This window comes from Pseudomonas syringae (genome assembly GCF_001698815.1).
GTDB lineage: Bacteria > Pseudomonadota > Gammaproteobacteria > Pseudomonadales > Pseudomonadaceae > Aquipseudomonas > Aquipseudomonas syringae_A.
In genome coordinates this window covers 15,730-34,060 of record NZ_LGSI01000015.1, presented here as the reverse complement: position 1 = coordinate 34,060, position 18,331 = coordinate 15,730, and the positions used below count along the sequence as shown (strand labels likewise).

Sequence of the window (18,331 nt, the reverse complement as noted above, 5' to 3'; positions counted from 1 at the left end):
GCAGCCCGAAATTCAGGGTGCGGCACAGCAATAACCGAAAATCTCAACGCTTCATCCCGATCCGCTTGCGCATATCCGCCGTAATCGTCTGTTTCACCTTCGCATACCCCGCCCACGGATCGTCCTGATCCGCCAGCCGTTCCATGAAATTCTGAATATTCCAGCCATTGGCGCCTTTGAGCTGGGCGACTTCTTCGCGCACAACCGGCACTGAAATCGGCAATCCATCCCGAGTACGGGCCGAGAATGCGCAGATCGTGGTGGCACCCTGGCTGTTACGCAGGTAATCGATGAAGATCTTGCCGACCCGATTCTTCGGCCCGGATACTGCGGAAAATCGCTCCGGCAGCAACTTCGCCATATGCGTGACGATGGCCTGGCTGAAAGCCTTGACCTCGTCCCAGCCCGCCTTGGGTTTGAGCGGCACGACAATGTGAATGCCTTTGCCGCCACTGGTTTTCAGGAACGACTTGAGGCCCAGCTCATCGAGAATGGTCAGGGTCAATTGCGTGGCTTCGACCATATATTTCCAGGGCAAGGCCGGATCGGGGTCAAGGTCGAGGATAAAGCGGTCAGGATGGTCGAGATCCGCCGAAGTCGCATTCCAGGTGTGCAGTTCGATGGTGCTCATCTGCACCGCGCCAATCAGCGCCTCGGGGTTGTCGATGATCATGATGGGCTGGCCAGCGTGCTCCTTGCCGAGACTGATCAGTCCTGGAATTGCCAGCTTGTCGGCGTTTTTCTGGAAGAACAGCTCCCCGGCGATACCTTCCGGCGCCCGGACCAGCGCAACGGGCCGGTCCTGCAAATGCGGCGCGATCCATGGGAAAACCTGAGCGTAGTACTGAGCGAGCTGCATTTTCGTCGCGCCGCTGCTGGCATCGATGACCCGCTCGGGATGGGTGATGCGGATCTTGCCGTCGCCGGAAGCTTTTTCGGCAGCTTTGGTTTTAGAGGGAGCAGCTTTCGCGGATTGGGTCGTGTCTTTTTTCGCGCTGCGGGTTTTCGGCGTCTCAACCTCGGCTGCCGGCTTGGCCTGTTCCTCACTGATCTGCGTGGCGGGCTTGTCGTCGCGCAAGCCATGGAACACTGAATGGCGCACCGAACCTTCCCGAGTCATTTCGGCAAACGCCACTTCGGCCAATAACTCGGGCTTGAGCCAATGCACGTTTTTGGCTTCGAACCCGGTGGGTGGATTGACCACCGGCGCAGTCTTGACCTCAAGAGGTTTGAGACGTGCGTGAATGCTGCGCAGCGTGGCCTCGTTGAAGCCGCTGCCGACTTTGCCCGCGTAACGCAATTCGCCACTGTCAGCATCATGCAGCCCCAGCAGCAAGGCGCCGAAAGCGCTGCGGCTACCCTTGGGGTCACTGAAGCCGACCACCACGAACTCTTGGCGATGCTTGCACTTGAGCTTGATCCAGTCCGAGCTGCGTCGGGACTGATAAAGACTGCCAACGCGCTTGCCGATCAAACCTTCCATCTTCATCTGACAGACGCTGTTGAGCATGTTGTCCGCCGACTCGCTGAAGTCCTCGGAGAAACGCAGCGCGTCATCGGTGCCGCGTTCCAGAACTGCCGCCAGCGCGGCGCGGCGTTGTTCGAGCACCACCTCGCGCAAATCCACGCCATTGAGATACGGCATGTCAAACAGATAAAACACGATGCTGTCGTGACGCCCGCTTTCAAATGCATTCTGCAGCGCCTGAAAATCCGGCATACCCTCTTCATCGGCGACCACCACTTCGCCGTCCAGCCAGGCGGACTCCAGGCCAAGGTTTTCCAAGGCCTTGGTCTGACGCGGCATTTTTGCGCTCCAGTCATGGCCGTTGCGGGTAAACAGCTGGACCTTGCCCTTATCGATGCGGGCCATGATGCGGTAGCCGTCGAACTTGAGCTCATAGCGCCAATCACCGTCGGGTGCACTTTCCACCAGCGTCGCCAGTTCCGGCTTGATGGTTTCCGGCAACTGGGCGACTTGAGCGCCGGTCAGGGCAATGGCGGGTGGGGTTGTGGCCCTCGCGTTCTTTTTTGCAATTTGTTTCGGGGGCTTTGCTGAGGTTTTATCTGTGGCGCGCTGCTTTGCGATCAAGGTGCGCTCGCTCAGGACACTATCCGGCTGGTCCTCGACAATGTCGTATTCGGCCTTGGCGCGGGCGAAGGAATCGTTGGATTTGATCAGAAACCACTGTTCCTGCTTACCCTCCAAATGAGTGCGGACCAAGTTCCACAGGCCGCCGAGCTTTTCCCCTTCAAGCTGAAACTTGAGCCGGCCTTTTTCATACGCGGCCGCAGGATCGCCCTGAGGAATCCAGACGCCGCGATCCCAGACGATCACATCGCCCGCGCCGTAATGACCTTCCGGAATATGGCCTTCGAAAGCAGCGTAGTCCAGCGGGTGGTCCTCCACATGCACGGCCAGGCGCCGCACGGCAGGGTCCAGGCTAGGGCCTTTGGGTACGGCCCAGCTCTTGAGCGTTCCGTTTATTTCCAGGCGAAAGTCATAATGCAGACGAGTAGCGTCGTGCTTCTGGATACAGAATTGTAGGGCATGCTCTAAAACCTCTTTCCTACGAGACTTAGCGCCTTTTTCTCTGTTATTGCCAGAAGGTTCCGGCGTAGCTTCAAAGTCACGCCTACGCTGATACTCATCCAGGGATCTGTTCATGGTTCACCTCTGCGCATTGCAATAAAGAGCAAAGCAGTCGGTGATAGTTCAGCGCCGGGGAATGAAAGCTTTGTTAGCCCCCCAGTAAACTCGGGCATTTGCAACCAAAAACAGGCAGAATTAGCGTACTCACCACGTCAGTGATTCAAATACCCGTGACAGAAGAACGAGCCAAGGGAATTAAATTCACCCCGGCACCGTCATACTGATGGACGCATTTGGATGTACTCGGCAATATTCACCACGCAAAGGCAAACGCCAGCTTCTTGGTAGAGGCGTTTCAAGAGGCCATCAAGGAAAAGATTATGTTGATACTCACCCGCAAAGTAGGCGAAAGCATAAACATTGGTGACGAGATCACCGTCACGATTCTTGGCGTTCAGGGTCTTCAGGTCCGGCTAGGCATCAATGCTCCAAAAAATGTTTCTGTGCATCGTGAAGAAATCTACAAACGCATTCAGGCGGAGCTTGCGCCCAACCAAGACCCACAATGAATTCGTAGCGTCACCCAAATTCAAGCCGACCTGCCTCATCGTTGCGGGCAGATCGGCCGCACGGCGTCCACTATGACGCCGTTTTTTATGCCTGGGATTCAGGTATTTGCGGGAGCGACCGCAACGGTGGGAGCGAACTTGTTCGCGAAGGCGATACTCCAGATTGGCTACGGCCCGTTGGAGCGAGGCTCGCCCGCGAAGGCGTCGTTTCTGGTTTGAAGCTTCGGCGGATGTACCGGCCTCCGCCAGCAAGTTGGCTCCCACAACGCATCTCCTACCATTTGTCTGACTTCCAGAACTCTGCGAAAAAATCACCCCTCCATCTCAAGTAAGCATTGAGACCGACGCTGAGCCCGTAGTCCGCGCTGTCGTTGTGAGCTGAGCTCGTCTTCTTTTGGTGAAACCGAATGGACGGTGAATAAAAAATGAACACAACTTCTGAGAACTCGACTGGCAATACCCAACATAAAAGCGCGCCGCCCGAAGAACATCTGCAGCACTTGCAGGATGATGCCAAGGCGGCTCTGGAGAGTGCCAAGGAGCACGGAACGGCACAGTTCGAGCAGTATCGGGACACCGCTGCCGAACAGATCAATGCGCTGGCGCAAGGGGCCCAATCCGCTGCGGAACAAATGGAGGGCAGCGATACCCTGGGGCTCTCGCATTACGTCACTGACATCGCGCAAAACATGGCGACCCTGGCAGACAACTTGCGGGGCAAAAGCGCTGACGAATTGTTGCAGCAAGCGGGCAAACTGGCGCGGGACAATCCAGCGCTGTTTCTGACCGGTAGTGTGGCGCTGGGCTTTGGCCTGTCGCGTTTCCTGCGGGCATCGAGCCCTTCGCCAACGTCTTCGTCAACCTCCCCGGTGAAGTCCTCCGGGCCAGGAGATTCGGCGGGCGAGCGTTACCAGACGGGAATCAATCCGGCCATCGCCGCTGACGAAGAGCTGCCCGTCACGCCACCGCATACCGATGACGTTTATCACAGCGCCAGGCCAGGCATTCTGGACCGCTCGGCAACGCCCGACGCGGCAGGTCCCGCCAGCTCATCGGGTGCGTACGTACCTACCGATCCGTTGGGCAGCTCTGCGACCTACCCCGACACCGATGCCTCGGCCCACCAACCGGACGAGGTGCCTAAAGGCGGTTCTTCCAGAGGAGACCTGTGATGGCCACAACACCCAATATTCCTCCAACCGGTTCTGAGAACGAGACCTCGGTGCTCGGCCTGATCCGCCAGCTGGCCCATGAGGTACCGGCGCTGGTCACCAAGGAACTGGCCCTGGCCAAAGCCGAACTCAGGGAAACCGTCGAGACCACCAAGGCCGGTGTGGCCGCAGTCAGCGGCGGTGCCGTCGTGATGCTGGCGGGTTTGATCATCGTTTTGCTTGCCGCGGTGTACGCGCTGGCGATGATCATGCAGCCCTGGCTCGCCGCGCTGATCGTCGGCGTAATGGCCATGGTCGTCGGCTTCATCATGGTCCAGTCAGGTAAAAAACAGTTCGAAGCCTCGAACCTGAAGCCTGAACGCACGGTTAACTCATTGCAAAAAGACAAGGAAGCCATCCAGAGGAAAGTCTCATGAGCATTGAAAGCAGCTTTGAAACGAAGGAATCCTTTGCCGTGGAATCCGAAAAAAGTCCGGAAACCCTGGAACGGGAAATCGACGCCCAGCGTTCGAGCATCGGCAATATCGTCGATGCCCTGGAAAGCAAATTCTCCCCCGGCCAGCTGGTCGACCAGGCCTTGGCGTATGCCAAAGGCAATGGCGGGGAGTTCTTCGGCAATCTGGGCAACACGATCAAGGCCAATCCGGTGCCGACCGTCCTCACCTCGGTTGGCCTGTTGTGGCTGATGCTGGGTCAGAATCGCAGCCCCGCACCCTCTTCCGCAGCTACTGGTTCCGGGGCTTCCAGCCTCGGCCATCTCGGCGAGCGGCTCAGTGACATGGCTCACAATGTGACCGACTCACTGGGCAATGCGCGCAGTCGTATTGAGGAGACCGCCCATCGCATGAAAGACAAGGCCAGCGATGTGACCGACAAGGCCAGCAACCTGACCGGCAGCGTCAGTGACAAGCTCTCGTCCGCCGGACAACGGCTGAACATGGGCAGTCACGACGCCAGCGACGCTCTGCAGGAACAAGCCCGGAAGGCGCAGTCGAGCTTCAACTACATGCTGCGTGAACAGCCATTGGCCCTGGCCGCCATCGGCATCGCGCTGGGCGCAGCAATAGGCGCGGCGTTGCCTGCGACCCAACGGGAAAACCAGTTGATGGGTCAAGCCAGCGATCACCTGACCGACAAGGCCAAGCAGGTCGCGACCGAGGGTTACGACAAGGTCAAGGAAGTGGGCGCTGATCTTGCGGGCCAGGCCAAATCGGTCGCCTCATCAGAAAGCACGGGCAACATGGAGTTCAGCAGCCCGAGTAAAACCGCGCCCAATGCGGGTACCGGTCTGGGCTAAACAAAAAGCCACCAGCACGGGTGCGTAAAACAGGAATCGGGCCGTAATGGCCCGATTCTTTTTACCTATCCCGTCATTTAGGACTGGTGAGTTGCTGGACGATCTTGTCCTTGATCTCCAGGCGTTTTTCCTTGAGTTTTTTCAGTTGGTCATCGCTGATATTGCCCGCTGAACCGGATTCGGCATCGAGCACGCCAGTATCTATCTGGCTGTAATCAATGAGCAGCTTATTGAGTTTCCCGTCGGTTTTCGTGCGCTCGGCAACCTGCTCCCTGGTAAGCCCCAAATCCTTGTACAAATCGTGTTTGACCGGCATAGCGACACCTCTCTTCTGACTGCGATGATCTTAAAGATATGAGGCTGGGCGTTGCCTTAGGTTCGATGCAATCGTCATTGCTCGCGCAGACGCCGCGCTTCATAGGCCTTCAAATGAGTGTAGGCAAACTCAAGCAGTGACAGCTCGCCCGATGCCACGCCCTGTGCATCACGCCGTGCCAGCAAGTCACCGAGGACGTGCTCGGCCTCCGTGGGAGCCCCGCGCTCGACGTCGCGCAGCATCGACGCCATCATTTTCGAGCCCGGCGCAGTGAGCATTTTCAACAGTCGCTGACGAACCGGTTCACGCAATGGAAAGCCGCAAGCCGCCGCAACGCTGGCGCATTCTGCGAACAACCTGACGATCAACGGTTTTCCATCGGCGACCAATACATCGCCGAGACTGGCACGCATGGCGCAGGTAATACCGGCACCGCTGGCGATGAAGCACCACTTTTCCCACATTTCCTGCACGATGAACTGGCTGAGATTGGCCTCGAAGCCAGCATCGGCCAGGGCTTCGGCGACGCGCAGGATGCGCGTGGTCAAGGCGCCGCTCAGTTCGCCAAACGACAGCTGATTGGTGTCATTCAAATGCAGGATCGCACCCGTAGCGTCCCGGTCCAGGGAAATCAGGCACTGGCCGCCCAGCACGTTCGCGCCATCGAAACGCGCACAAAGCCGGTCCAGATGAGCCATGCCGTTGAGCAACGGCAGGATTGCCGTGTCGGGACCGACTGCTGCAGCGAACGAGTCCATGGCCGCATCGAGGTCGTAAGCCTTGCAACTGAGAATGATCAGGTCATAGGCATCGCCAAGCATCTGCGTCAGCACGTGGGGGGGCGATGGGTACTGGATGTTGCCCAGCGGGCTGCGCACCACCAGACCATCGCGATTCAGCTCCTCGGCGCGGCCGGGACGCACCAGAAAGGTCACATCGCGTCCGGCCTCAAGCAACCTGCCACCGAAATAACCGCCTATCGCTCCTGCCCCAACGATCAGAATCCGCATGATGTCGTTCTCCTGTCAGTCTGCTCGCCCACCCAAGTATCGAGAGTAATGGATGTACAACCGCTGCTCAACGAATGATCAATAGCGAGGTGATAACGCAGGATAAAAAAAATCCCGAGCCGCCCTGAAGCGCTCGGGATTTCTTCTGACCGTGACTGTCCGGCGTATCAGCTATTGGCGCTACTCAGGCCCGGAAACAGAAACGGCAGCCCTTCTTCCAGTCGCTCCGCCAGACTGCGGCTCGGAACCACAAGCTCGGGCGCAGGCTGTTGCAGCCTTGCAATGACCGATTCGATGACCACCCGGCTCGCGTCGTTGTGGAACTGCCACACGCCATAAATGCGTCCATCAAAGGATGGCTCGCTGCCCAACCGAGGATCAATGCCCAGTCCGGATCCGAGCCCGAACAGATGCAAACCGTGCAGGCGCATGCCGGTGGTATCCATGGGGCAGCCCGCAGAGTCAGAATCCACTCCACCTTTGACTTCGCGCAGGGTGATAAGCGTGCCATCCGAATAGCTCATGGTGGGCAGATTCGGCTGATAACCCGTGCATTGCACCACGGTATGCGACTCAAGCAGCGCCTGGGCAGCCGCTTCGTAATCTCCCGGCGCACCGCCTTGGGTCTGGAACGCCTGGACGCGCACGCCGGTCTTGCCAACCCGCGCGTGCTCAATGACCGCACGACCCACATCCAGAGCGCGGTAGCGCAGGCCACCGGAACGATTGATCCTGCCGGACACCGGGCAGACATCTTTGACTGGATCGAATGTATAACCAGCAGCTGCCGCCAGTTCAGCACTTTCGTAGAACAGGCGAATCGACGAGCGATGGATCAGGGTGATCTCCTGCAAGCCGGCAAATTCAAGGGCATCGGCCAGATTCTCGAGCATGGAAAAGGCACTGTGCGAACCGCCGACCACGGTGACCCGTCCGGAACAGGCCAGCGCTGGCGCAAAGGTTTCGCGCAGCTTGACGGCGTTCATACGCAGCAGTTCATCGGCGCTTTTAATCGTGGCTGACGGTGACACCGGCAAACCTTGCTGCGCGAGTCCCTTCACCAGATGCTGCGGATCCTGCCGACCTCCGAGGTTGAGCACCAGCGTACGGCAGCGAATACGCCGCGTGCCACCGTAAGCCTGGACACAGACGAAGAATTCGTCGTTATCGCGCACCACTTCAGTGATGGTCGTATTGCGCCAGAGCCTGGCTCCGTAATGCTGGACAATAAAGTCCAGCACCAGCCTGGAAGCCTCGGCCAATAACTCGCCAATATCCGACAACTGCGGGGCATGTTGGGCCTGGCGACGGATGCGCCAATAGGCAGGCGAATGCTCAAGCGGAGCAAAGACGTCCCGCAAGGCTGGATCGCGCAGACATTCGAGGATCACGTCGCCGACCGAATTCGCCGTAATGCGGTACTCACCGAGGCGGCCCGTCCCTGGGGAGGCACTGGCATCGACAATGATCAGCCCGTCTTTGGTCAGTTCGGCCAAGGTTCCGCTTTTCAATGCGTTGAACAGCAGGCCCATGCCCGCTGGCCCGGCGCCGCCAATCACACAACCGCAAGAAGTTTCCAGATAATCTCCAAACATAATGCCGCTCCATAGTTTGATCGACGAGTTAATACAATCCAACAGTTCCTGAGCAGTCCGTTGTTGCAAGGGCCACTGCACTTTCCTGGGGCTGAACAACGCCCTGCCGTTTAATGGGCATACAAGAAAGCGTGTCGCATCGATCTAGCATCGGCTGGCCGACTTTGAATACACATATGCAAGGGATGCGGCAATTATTCACCACTGCAAAGCACCTTGTTACTGCCCTGTACAACGCGCAGACAAAGCTACCGCCTGGTGCAATCTGGAGGCTGTTTGGAGTAAGAACTAAGTACACACAAGAAACAAATGACGGCTGAACTCGCCGCTCGCATTTTTGCTCAACAGGCCCGCACAGGAACGGCGGAGACGCTACCGCTCGGCAAGATCGCCATAAATCAATAGCTTAGGCAGAGTGCCCGTAACCAGCGCCCGGAAAACGATGTCCGGGATGGAGAGATAATTCCAAATATTACTGCAAGTGTCAACTTTTCGGTAAATGTACAAAATCAGACACAATAGCTTGTAACCAATTGATTATAATCGTATTTATTTTTTGACGGTGGATTCACCATCCAAAAAATCAAAGAAGAGCACTGTCTCGCATCATTATATTTTTAGTTGGGTAAAATTTAATTAACCAAACACCAGCGCCGGTAAGTTGACGAATAGGAATTCAACTCTGCTTGCATACCCGCCAGCGAGGCCTGGAACCTTTTATTCCATAACTTTGACGCGCGATGAGAAACAAGTGCAACACCCGTTACTTCTAGCGTATGGACTCGGCATCTAAGGTGCGTCCAGTTCTGCAGAGACGAGTCACTAAGGGCTGTCGATCAATGGTGCTACCTGTCGGTGCCGAAGACAGAACTATTCAGACTGGCCAGTATCAATCAATTAACGAAGGAGAACGGGTGTATTCAAGGGGTACCACTATGAACACTGACAAAGACCAAACAGGCATCGCCGAAATCGACTATTCACGCGATACCCTGTTTGGGCCGATCCCGATGCAAGCCACCTGCCGGGTTCGCTTGACTACGGTGGAGCACGGCGGAAACCGCTTGCGGGAGCTGACGATTCTGGGTGACGTGCCTGATTACCTGTCCAAATCGACAGTGATCCGGGTCGCTCTGGACGGCCGTATCGAGGCAGGACCGATCCGCGACCAGTTTTCAGTGCGTGACGCCGATGAAGCGCAGTTTAAATTGCTGTTTGAAAATGAACACCGGCGTGAGACGCGCTGATGGGTGACGCCCGGCTCGCTGACTGCCGCGGGCTTGGCATCGGCATGGAAACGTTGTGGCCGCCAGCACCTACAGCGAGCTTCGTCTGCGGGATTACCCGTCGCAAACCTTAAGGTCAGATGACTGACATGTGTATCTGATCTGTAACGGCGGGGCGTTTAGAGGGATTAAATCATGATTTAACTTGATGCCAGCACAACATATCGTACAACTAAAAAATTATAAGCAGCCCCGCCGACCGCAAAATAACTTTTTGCCGGGCAAAAAAAAGCCGCTAGCTCAGCAAGTTGCTTTTAAACATCGCGGCGTTTACAAGGTGTCAGATACTTTTCATCTAACCGACGGAACGTACCTGCATCTGCAAGTGTCCAGCATGCTCCAGATCGTAGCGCAGCTCAGCAACAAGCTCCGCGATAGCCCGACTGGTGTTAAGTCGATCCAGCGATATACCGGTAACAAGAAGTTCTACCTGACCGGTCTTGGGGTCGGCGATTTGCACCGTCATGGTCGAGCGCGGCGCAACGCTGCAAGTGCAACGTAAAGGCAGGAAAGCCCCCTCGATAATGCTCCGTAATTCGAGGGTGGAAAGTCGGTAAGCAAACATGCGTATCTCCTTATCGCTGCGGATCGGCGAACAAGTCGCAGCCGGCAGCATTTTTGTTGATCCAGAGGGTTGAATATCCTTGGCCTGACAAGTAAATGTCGCCATTTATTTGAGGGCATGATTCTTTATACGCTGCACGTCGTTACCTTCGCAACTTTGTTTTCAGGTGTAACAAGTTGTTAAGTTATTGAACTTTCAGAGAATCCAATAGGAGAAACGATTCACTCAACACGGTTATTTGTTCTTCACCTGACTTGGATCAAGCCAGGTGAGTATTCATATGTCAGAAAAAACATCCAATTGGATAGATACAGGTCCGCTCAGCACTCAATCGGAGCTGCGAGGCAGACGGAAATGAATCAGCGCGACTCGACCACCCTGCTTGTCCCGGCGCTCATCCACGGCATAGGGCCGAAACCCCAGCTTCGGGTAGAAAAGCAGACCCGGCACGTTATGGTTATAGCAGGAGGCTGTCATCTCGGTGGCTTCGTGTTTATCAAATGCCAAGTCTTTCATGCAGCCGATCAGATAACGGCCGACCCCTCGGGACCTGGCTTTCGGCGCAATGATCACGTTGCCCAGCGAGCAGCGCCCGCGGAAATCGCTACGAGAAAAGTTGGCGTACCCAACGACTTCGCCATTCATTTCAATGACCGTGGAGTCTGAATGATTGTGCAGAGCATCCTTTAGCTGGGGCGGCGACAGCGGATAGATGGCACGGGGGAACATATAGAACAGCTCATCGACACTCTGTGGCAGTCCGCACACAACGGCTATGTCTTTTTCTTCCAGGGGACGATGTAGAAACATTTATAAGTAACCTCTCGAAAAATCAGGGTAACCACCTAGACACTATATGCGATATGGCAGGTTGCGCACCCGTGGGATGCGAATCCGGGAAAAACCCTTGCGCATCAAGCGCCATACGTCTGTGGGTAAGATGGAACAAGCCGAATCAAGTTCAGATGATCCGCCTGGATTCCCGCGAAGTAACACCAGACAAGGCCGTTCAGCTTCGCCTCGCAACCCCTTGAAGCGCCTGCGATTACCGCTCATGCATTACGCCTGCTGAAAACCGTACGACCTTGCAAAATGCATGAAGCCGAACACAGCTTTTATTTTCAACCAATTGAATTTATTGGAGTTTTGTTTTTATAAAACTGGCATAGAGGCTGCAATACTCCATTTGGAAAGATGTAACAAATTTATTCATGGAGTAGAACAACAATGATTTCATCCCCCGATACTTATGTAACTGCCCCGCAGGATTCGCAAAATCACTCAGGTGTATCCTGGGGTGCGATCTTTGCCGGTGCTGCTGGCGCCGCTGCGTTGTCTCTTATCCTCGTCCTGCTGGGCTTCGGCCTGGGCTTCTCTGCTGTTTCGCCTTGGGCGGACAGTGGCATAAGCGCTAAAGGGCTAGGCATTTCCACGATTATCTGGCTGGCGTTGACGCAGATCATTGCCTCAGGCCTGGGCGGCTACATTGCCGGCCGACTGCGTGTTCGCTGGGCAAATCTGCATGGTGATGAGGTCTACTTCCGTGACACGGCACATGGCTTCCTGTCATGGGCTGTTGCGACGCTGGTTGCCGCGACCTTGATCGTTGGATCGATCGGCAGCATGGTCAGCGGTGGCGTTCAGGCTGGCGCGAGCATGGCATCCGGCGCAGCCGGGGCGGTCACTCAGGTTGCCGGCAGTGCCGCCAGCAATACCAGCAGTCAGGATTACGGCTACTTCATCGACAGCCTGTTCCGTGACGATCGTCCGGCTGCCGTCAGCGATGACGCTGCCCATGGTGTGGTATTCCGCATCTTCGCCAAAACGCTGAACAATGGTGGCGCCATGGCTGCTGAAGACCGTACGTATCTGGCGCAGATGGTTGCCCAGCGTACCAACCTGAGCCAGGCCGACGCAGAGCGTCGTGTGGATCAGGTCTATGGTCAGGCTCGCCAGGCTGTTGAAGATGCCAAGCTGGCCGCCAAAAACGCTGCTGACACCGCCGCAAAAGTTGCTGCCTGGACTGCGCTGTGGATGTTCATCTCACTGCTGTGTGGTGCGTTCTTTGCCAGCTACGCAGCTATCTTCGGTGGTCGTCGTCGCGATGCTGTGACTTACACCGAAGTCCGCGCCTACACCACTACAACAACGGCTCGATAAGCCAGGAGAAAGACAATGCGCTCATTACTACTGCTGTTCCTCGGCGTGCCGATCCCGATCATCATCCTGATCGCGCTGTTCATGCACTGATGTGCTGACCGACTAAATAAAGAAGCCGTCTTCTCGCAAGTGAAGACGGCTTTTTTGTTGCCGTTGCGAACGCTAGCGGCTACCGCGCTTCAAGGCATGCCCAACCAGTTAGGCAATGCCAGCGAGATGAACGGTACGTAGGTCACCAGAATCAGGAACGCCAACAGGATCGTCAACCAAGGCATCGCTGCACGAATCGTCTGACCCAACGTCAGTCCGGTCACAGCCGACGTCACGAACAGGTTCAGCCCGACGGGCGGATGCACCAGTCCGATCTCCATGTTCACCACCATGATGATCCCCAGGTGAATCGGGTCGATACCCAGCTTCATGGCAATCGGGAAGAAGATCGGCGCCAGAATCAGAATGATCGCCGACGGCTCCATGAAGCTACCCGCCACCAGCAGCACGATGTTGACCATGATCAGGAAGCCGATTGGCGTCAGCCCTTCCGAGAGCACCCAAGTGGTGATCTGTTGCGGGATCTGTTCAGTGGTCAATACATGAGCGAACAACATTGCGTTGGCAATGATGAACATCAGCATGATCGTCAGCCGACCCGATTCCAGCAGCACCTTCGGGCAGTCGCTGAATTTCATGTCCTTATAGATGAACAAGGCAACAAAGGCTGAATACACCGCTGCGACTGCCGCCGCCTCGGTTGGCGTGAACATACCGCTGTAGATCCCGCCGAGAATGATCACCAGCAATAACAGGCCCCAGAACGCCCGTTGTGCGGTGTGCAGCCATTGGCGGAAGGTCACCCGTGGCTGGGCCGGCAACTTCTTGACCCGGGCGACGATGTAGATCACCACCATCAGGATCACGCCGAGGAGAATCCCCGGAATAACGCCGGCAATGAACAGCTTGCCCACCGACGTTTCAGTTGCGGCGGCGTAAACCACCATCACGATGGAAGGCGGAATCAGAATGCCAAGTGTGCCGGCATTACAGATAATCCCAGCGCCGAACTCCTTCGGATAGCCGGAACGTACCATGCCCGCGATGGCAATGGAGCCCACTGCCGCCACCGTGGCTGGCGAGGAACCGGACAAGGCCGCGAACAGCATGCACGCCAGCACGGCGGCGATAGCCAGGCCGCCACGAATATGCCCGACGCACGCGTTGGCGAAATCGATCAGGCGTTGCGCCACGCCGCCGGTGGTCATGAACGCACCGGACAACAGGAAGAATGGGATAGCCAGGAACGTGTAGCTGTCAGAAGTTTCGAATAACTTGATCGCCAACGAACTCAGAGAATCCTGGCTGAACATCAGAATCGACACCGCGCCCGACAAACCCAGGGATATCGCGATGGGCACCCCAAGGAACATGAACACGAACAGCAGCAGGAACAGACATATGACTGTCATCAGTGTTGCTCCTCGTTAGACTGCGCCAGTTTGCTGGCTTCGGCGGCTTCATCAGCCAGCCCGAGTCCGGTTTGACGATGGGTATAGATGCGCCAGAGGATTTCCAGATAACGCACCAGCACAAGGGTGAAGCCGATCGGCACGATGATCGCAATGTGCGACACCTGGATGCCAAAACGGTCAAGATCCTCGGCACCGATGTGAGCCGTGAATAGCGCAGACACCCACTTGTAACTGGCAACCACGAACAACCCTGCGTAGACGAGGCAGCACAGACAGGCAAGCATGGCCAACAGACGCTGCACCGGTTTGCTGGTGAGTTTGACCAGCGCGTCGACGCCCAGGTGGCCGGCAGTGCGCACGCCATAGGAGATGCCGAAGAAGATCAACCAGCCGAACAGCGCTTTGGTGAGGGCAACACTCCAGGTCATGCCCTGGGCATAACCCATCATGTGGTCGCCGATGTAACCGAAGAAGCCGCTCGTTACCGCCCATTGATCGCTCAGGGTATAAAACAGCGTGTAAATGTTGTTGAGCGCCACATAGACGAATGTCACCAGCGTCATAGCGGCCAGCAGGAAGGCAATCATGCCTTCCTCAAAATGCTCCCAGAGTCGCGTCAGCGAATGCATAGGAATTCTCCGTATATAGAGAGAGAGTGGCCATTCAGAATAGAATGGCCAGCTGCCTTGATTACGTCATGACGAGGGCGTTACAGGGCTTTGTTCGAATCGTCCGCAGCCTTGATCAGGTCGGCACCGATGTCCTTGGAGAACTCTTCCCAGACCGGTTTCATGGCGTCGCGCCATTTTTCCCGCTGCTCAGGGGTCAAGGTCACGATTTCACTGGTCTTGGAGTCGATGATTTTCTGCTTGGCCGACTGGTTGAGTGCTTCGGCCTGTTTGTTCACCTCAACCGAGACTTCGGCGAGGATTTTTTCCAGTTCGGTGCGCACATCAGGTTGCAGGCCGTTCCAGAACTTGGAGTTGGTGATCACCATGTAGTCGATCAAGCCATGATTGGACTCGGTGAAATACTTCTGCACCTCGTTGACCTTCTGGCTTTCATAGTTGGACCAAGTGTTCTCGGTGCCATTCACGGTGCCGGTCTGCAAGCCTTGATAAACCTCGGCAAAACTCATTTTGCGCGGGTTGGCTTTAAGTGCGACGAATTGGGCTTCAAGGATGCTTGACGCTTGCACCCGGAACTTCAGGCCACGGGCGTCCTTGGGCTCGACCATTTTCTTGTTGGCTGAAAGCTGCTTCAAACCGTTGTGCCAGTAGGCAAGGCCGTGAATACCCTTGTCGTCCATGGAGGTCAGCAAAGCCTTGCCCTGCGGCCCTTGCTGGAAGCGGTCGACAGCGGCGAGGTCGTTGAACAGGAACGGCAGATCGTAGATTTGCACCTGCTTGGTGTAATGCTCGAACTTGGCCAGGGATGGCGCCAGTAACTGCACGTCGCCCAGCAGCAGCGCTTCCATCTCCTTGCCGTCACCGAACAGCGAGGAGTTCGGGTACACCTCGACCTTCACTTTCCCCGCCAGACGCTCCTCGGCAAGTTTTTTGAACAGCAGCGCGCCCTGGCCTTTGGGCGTATTTTCCGCCACGACGTGAGCAAACTTGATAATGACGGGATCGGCGGCCTGTGCAAGCGATGCCACGGTCACAGCGGCGGCGCAGAACAGCGCCCTGGTCAGCTTCAACATTGATTTCACCTTCTTATTGTTGTGTAAGAGTCAGCCTCTACGGGCCTTCTTTTTCGAAGCACTAGTAGCAAGATGCCCAACTGTCTGTGTTTGTAGAATCAGCTTTTATGTAACCCCGCGTTTGGTTTAGCTGAATGCGGACATTTTGCACGGCAAACGTCGGATTTTTCAGCGGTTCACTCGGCATCATGCCGTCCTAGACGGGCTGCTGCACCATCAGCAAACGTTGCGCGCGAATCAGCACCGGCGCGTCGATCATCTGCCCGTCAAGTTGAAAGGCCCCTGCCCCGCTGGCTTTGTTGCTGGCGTCGACCACCCGCCGGGCCCAGGCCAAATCGTCGGCGCTGGGTGCCAGGGCCTCATGAATGATCGGGACTTGTTTAGGGTGAATGCACAACGCGCCGCCGAAACCCATGTCGTAGGCGTGACGAACCGAGCGGCGCAGCCCCTCGGGATCACCAATGGCCGGATAAACCCCGTCCAGCGGCGCTAACAATCCGGCGGCGCGGGAATGCAGTTGCACTGACATGCGCGATTGGTCGAGGACGAACGCAGCGGCCGCCGATCCATTATTCAAGTTCAGGTCCAGCGCCAGGTCCAGGCCGCCAAATGACAAACGCTCGACCCCCGGGCATTGGGCGATCTGCTCAACAGCCAGCAAACCTCTGGCACTCTCGATGATCGGCCAGATCGGCTTGCCGCCCTGCCACACCGCAGCAACCTGTGCAGCGGTTTCAACTTTGGGCAACAGCACTCCGGCCACGCCAGGCTGCTCGGCGCAGAACCGAAGATCCGCACCATGTTCGGCGTGGTCAGGCGCATTGACCCGCACCCACACGGCGGCCTCGGGATTGGCGGCAAGAAATGCCGCAAGGTTATCGCGTGCCTGACGCTTGAGGGGTTCTTCGACGGCATCTTCAAAGTCGACGATCACCGCATCGGCACCGGCAGCCAGCGCCTTGGCAAACCGCTCGGGTCGACTGCCGGGCACAAACAGTGCGGAACGGACGATGGGTTGCGGCATGGTGGTGTTCCTCATCAGTAAATTCATCGCAGTTCGTTGGAGGCTTGCCCGCGAATCGGCCGTAGGAGCGACTGTAGGAGCGACTTCAGTCGCGAGCCGCTCATCAATTGCCCTCCCGGCTAAAGNGTAGGAGCGACTGTAGGAGCGACTTCAGTCGCGAGCCGCTCATCAATTGCCCTCCCGGCTAAAGCCGGTCCTACAGCAAGCCTCGCTCCAACAGATTTTCGGGGGCGGAGCTGGAGGCTCAAACCACCCCAGCCGCCAGCAACCGCGCGTGGTCCGCCGCCGACAATCCCAGCTCATCGAGAATGCTTGCGGTGTGCTGCCCCAGCGACGGCACGGCATCCATGCGCGGGGTGAAGGCGGCATTGCGACCCGGCGGCAGCAGCGACGGCAGCTTGCCGGCCGGGCTGTCGACTTCGCGCCAGCCGTCCCGCGCTTTCAACTGCGGGTGGTCCCAGACGCCTTGCATGTCATTGACCCGGGCGTTGGCGATTTGCGCGTCTTCGAGCCGTGCAACCACTTCATCAACGCTCAGTTGCGAGAAACCGTCGACGATGATCTGACGCAGCACCTCCCGGTTTTCCGATCGCTTGAAGTTGGCCGAGAAACGTTCGTCGGTGATCAAGGCGCTATCGAGCAAGACTTTCTCGCAAAACAGCGCCCATTCACGTTCGTTCTGCAAACCGAGCATGATCGTACCGCCGCCCTTGGTGGGGAACGGTCCATAAGGATAAATCGTCGAGTGCGAGGCTCCGGCCCGTGGCGGTGGCGGCGCGCCGTTATAGGCGTAATACATCGGATAGCCCATCCACTCCACCAGGCTTTCCAGCATGCTGACGTCAATGCGGCTGCCGACGCCGGTTTTGCCGCGCAGCAACAGCGCGGAAAGAATCCCGGTGTAGGCGTACATGCCAGCGGCAATGTCAGCGATGGAGCAGCCGGCCTTGGCCATTTGCTCTTCACCCGGCCCGCCGGTTACCGACAGGAAACCGCCCTCGCTCTGAATCAACAGGTCGTAGGCTTTCTTCTTTTCATAAGGGCCGCCCTCGCCGTAGCCGGAAATATCGCAAACGATCAGTTTCGGGAAACGCGCATGCAGTGCCTCAAACGACAGGCCCATGCGCGCAGCGGCGCCAGGCGCAAGGTTTTGCACCAGCACGTCGGCCTTGCCCAGCAGCGATTCGAGAATATCCCCGGCTTCGTCGTGCTTGAGGTCCAGGGTCAGGCTTTCCTTGGAGCGATTGGTCCAGACGAAGTGCGAGGCCAGGCCATCGACGCGCTGGTCATAGCCACGAGCGAAATCGCCGCTGCCGGGACGTTCGATCTTCACCACGCGAGCGCCCATGTCGGCCAGTTGCCGGGTGCAGAACGGCGCGGCAATGGCGTGCTCCAGGCTGACGACGGTGATGCCGTCCAGAGGACGGGGGTTTTGTTCGGTCATGATAGCTACCTCTTGTCTCGTACCCCGTGGGAGGGGATTCATCCCCGAAGGCGTCGATGCAGCAACAAATTATCCGGGGCCTGTACCGGCCGCTTCCCGAATGAATTCGGTCCCACAAAGGCACGTTCGGCT

The 18,331-nt window shown here is 57.1% G+C and carries 17 protein-coding genes; 6 read left to right on the top strand and 11 right to left on the bottom strand.

The genetic code is table 11. The annotated features are described in order from the left end of the window. Positions 1–43: 43 nt before the first annotated feature. Positions 44–2,668 (bottom strand): DNA ligase D, encoded by a 2,625-nt coding sequence (gene ligD, locus AFK24_RS03720; protein ID WP_065831954.1) that lies wholly within the window; start codon positions 2,666–2,668, stop codon positions 44–46. Between the two features lie 305 nt (positions 2,669–2,973). Between ligD and csrA the strand changes: the two genes are divergently transcribed. The 4 genes from csrA (at position 2,974) to AFK24_RS03700 (ending at position 5,631) form a co-directional block, all read left to right on the top strand. Continuing rightward, a complete protein-coding gene (csrA, locus tag AFK24_RS03715; RefSeq protein ID WP_002554157.1) occupies positions 2,974–3,162 on the top strand; it encodes a carbon storage regulator CsrA in 189 nt (62 codons plus the stop codon). Positions 3,163–3,587: 425 nt separating this feature from the next. Beyond that, positions 3,588–4,334, top strand: a complete 747-nt coding sequence (locus tag AFK24_RS03710) for a hypothetical protein (protein WP_065831953.1) — start codon at positions 3,588–3,590, stop codon at positions 4,332–4,334. After that, positions 4,334–4,750 carry a phage holin family protein gene (locus tag AFK24_RS03705; RefSeq protein ID WP_065831952.1) on the top strand — a complete coding sequence of 139 codons (417 nt, stop codon included), beginning with the start codon at positions 4,334–4,336 and terminating at the stop codon, positions 4,748–4,750. The genes AFK24_RS03710 and AFK24_RS03705 overlap by 1 nt, the downstream gene beginning before the upstream one ends. Beyond that, positions 4,747–5,631, top strand: a complete 885-nt coding sequence (locus AFK24_RS03700; protein ID WP_065831951.1) for a DUF3618 domain-containing protein — start codon at positions 4,747–4,749, stop codon at positions 5,629–5,631. Before AFK24_RS03705 ends, AFK24_RS03700 begins: the two co-directional genes overlap by 4 nt. A gap of 73 nt (positions 5,632–5,704) precedes the next feature. On the opposite strand, the gene AFK24_RS03695 is transcribed toward AFK24_RS03700, so the two are convergent. From AFK24_RS03695 to AFK24_RS03685, 3 genes are all read right to left on the bottom strand, one after another. After that, a complete protein-coding gene (locus AFK24_RS03695) occupies positions 5,705–5,947 on the bottom strand; it encodes a DUF465 domain-containing protein (protein WP_065831950.1) in 243 nt (80 codons plus the stop codon). Positions 5,948–6,021: 74 nt separating this feature from the next. Then, positions 6,022–6,957, bottom strand: coding sequence for a ketopantoate reductase family protein (locus AFK24_RS03690; RefSeq protein ID WP_065831949.1), 936 nt, complete (start codon positions 6,955–6,957; stop codon positions 6,022–6,024). A gap of 167 nt (positions 6,958–7,124) precedes the next feature. Next, the gene (locus AFK24_RS03685) at positions 7,125–8,552 is read right to left on the bottom strand and encodes a pyridine nucleotide-disulfide oxidoreductase (RefSeq protein WP_065831948.1); all 1,428 of its coding nucleotides are present in this window, start codon (positions 8,550–8,552) and stop codon (positions 7,125–7,127) included. Between the two features lie 935 nt (positions 8,553–9,487). Between AFK24_RS03685 and AFK24_RS03680 the strand changes: the two genes are divergently transcribed. Next, complete coding sequence (locus AFK24_RS03680) at positions 9,488–9,799, top strand: hypothetical protein (protein ID WP_065831947.1); 312 nt, start codon at positions 9,488–9,490, stop codon at positions 9,797–9,799. Positions 9,800–10,133: 334 nt separating this feature from the next. On the opposite strand, the gene AFK24_RS03675 is transcribed toward AFK24_RS03680, so the two are convergent. Beyond that, a complete protein-coding gene (locus AFK24_RS03675; RefSeq protein WP_065831946.1) occupies positions 10,134–10,403 on the bottom strand; it encodes a DUF1652 domain-containing protein in 270 nt (89 codons plus the stop codon). 327 nt (positions 10,404–10,730) lie between these two features. After that, positions 10,731–11,213 (bottom strand): GNAT family N-acetyltransferase, encoded by a 483-nt coding sequence (locus tag AFK24_RS03670; protein ID WP_065831945.1) that lies wholly within the window; start codon positions 11,211–11,213, stop codon positions 10,731–10,733. 417 nt (positions 11,214–11,630) lie between these two features. Here AFK24_RS03670 and AFK24_RS03665 point away from each other — a divergent pair, with 417 nt between their 5' ends. After that, a complete protein-coding gene (locus AFK24_RS03665; RefSeq protein WP_065831944.1) occupies positions 11,631–12,563 on the top strand; it encodes a hypothetical protein in 933 nt (310 codons plus the stop codon). A gap of 179 nt (positions 12,564–12,742) precedes the next feature. Here AFK24_RS03665 and dctM read toward each other — a convergent pair whose 3' ends face one another. From dctM to AFK24_RS03640, 5 genes are all read right to left on the bottom strand, one after another. Further along, the gene (gene dctM, locus AFK24_RS03660) at positions 12,743–14,026 is read right to left on the bottom strand and encodes a C4-dicarboxylate TRAP transporter large permease protein DctM (RefSeq protein ID WP_065831943.1); all 1,284 of its coding nucleotides are present in this window, start codon (positions 14,024–14,026) and stop codon (positions 12,743–12,745) included. Next, positions 14,026–14,658, bottom strand: a complete 633-nt coding sequence (locus AFK24_RS03655) for a TRAP transporter small permease (RefSeq protein ID WP_065831942.1) — start codon at positions 14,656–14,658, stop codon at positions 14,026–14,028. Before AFK24_RS03655 ends, dctM begins: the two co-directional genes overlap by 1 nt. A gap of 80 nt (positions 14,659–14,738) precedes the next feature. Beyond that, positions 14,739–15,731 (bottom strand): TRAP transporter substrate-binding protein, encoded by a 993-nt coding sequence (locus AFK24_RS03650; RefSeq protein WP_065831941.1) that lies wholly within the window; start codon positions 15,729–15,731, stop codon positions 14,739–14,741. Positions 15,732–15,927: 196 nt separating this feature from the next. After that, positions 15,928–16,755, bottom strand: coding sequence for an HpcH/HpaI aldolase/citrate lyase family protein (locus AFK24_RS03645; RefSeq protein WP_065831940.1), 828 nt, complete (start codon positions 16,753–16,755; stop codon positions 15,928–15,930). Positions 16,756–16,999: 244 nt separating this feature from the next. Continuing rightward, on the bottom strand, positions 17,000–18,199 hold the full coding sequence (locus AFK24_RS03640) for a CaiB/BaiF CoA transferase family protein (protein ID WP_065831939.1): 1,200 nt from the start codon (positions 18,197–18,199) through the stop codon (positions 17,000–17,002). Between the last annotated feature and the right edge of the window lie 132 nt (positions 18,200–18,331).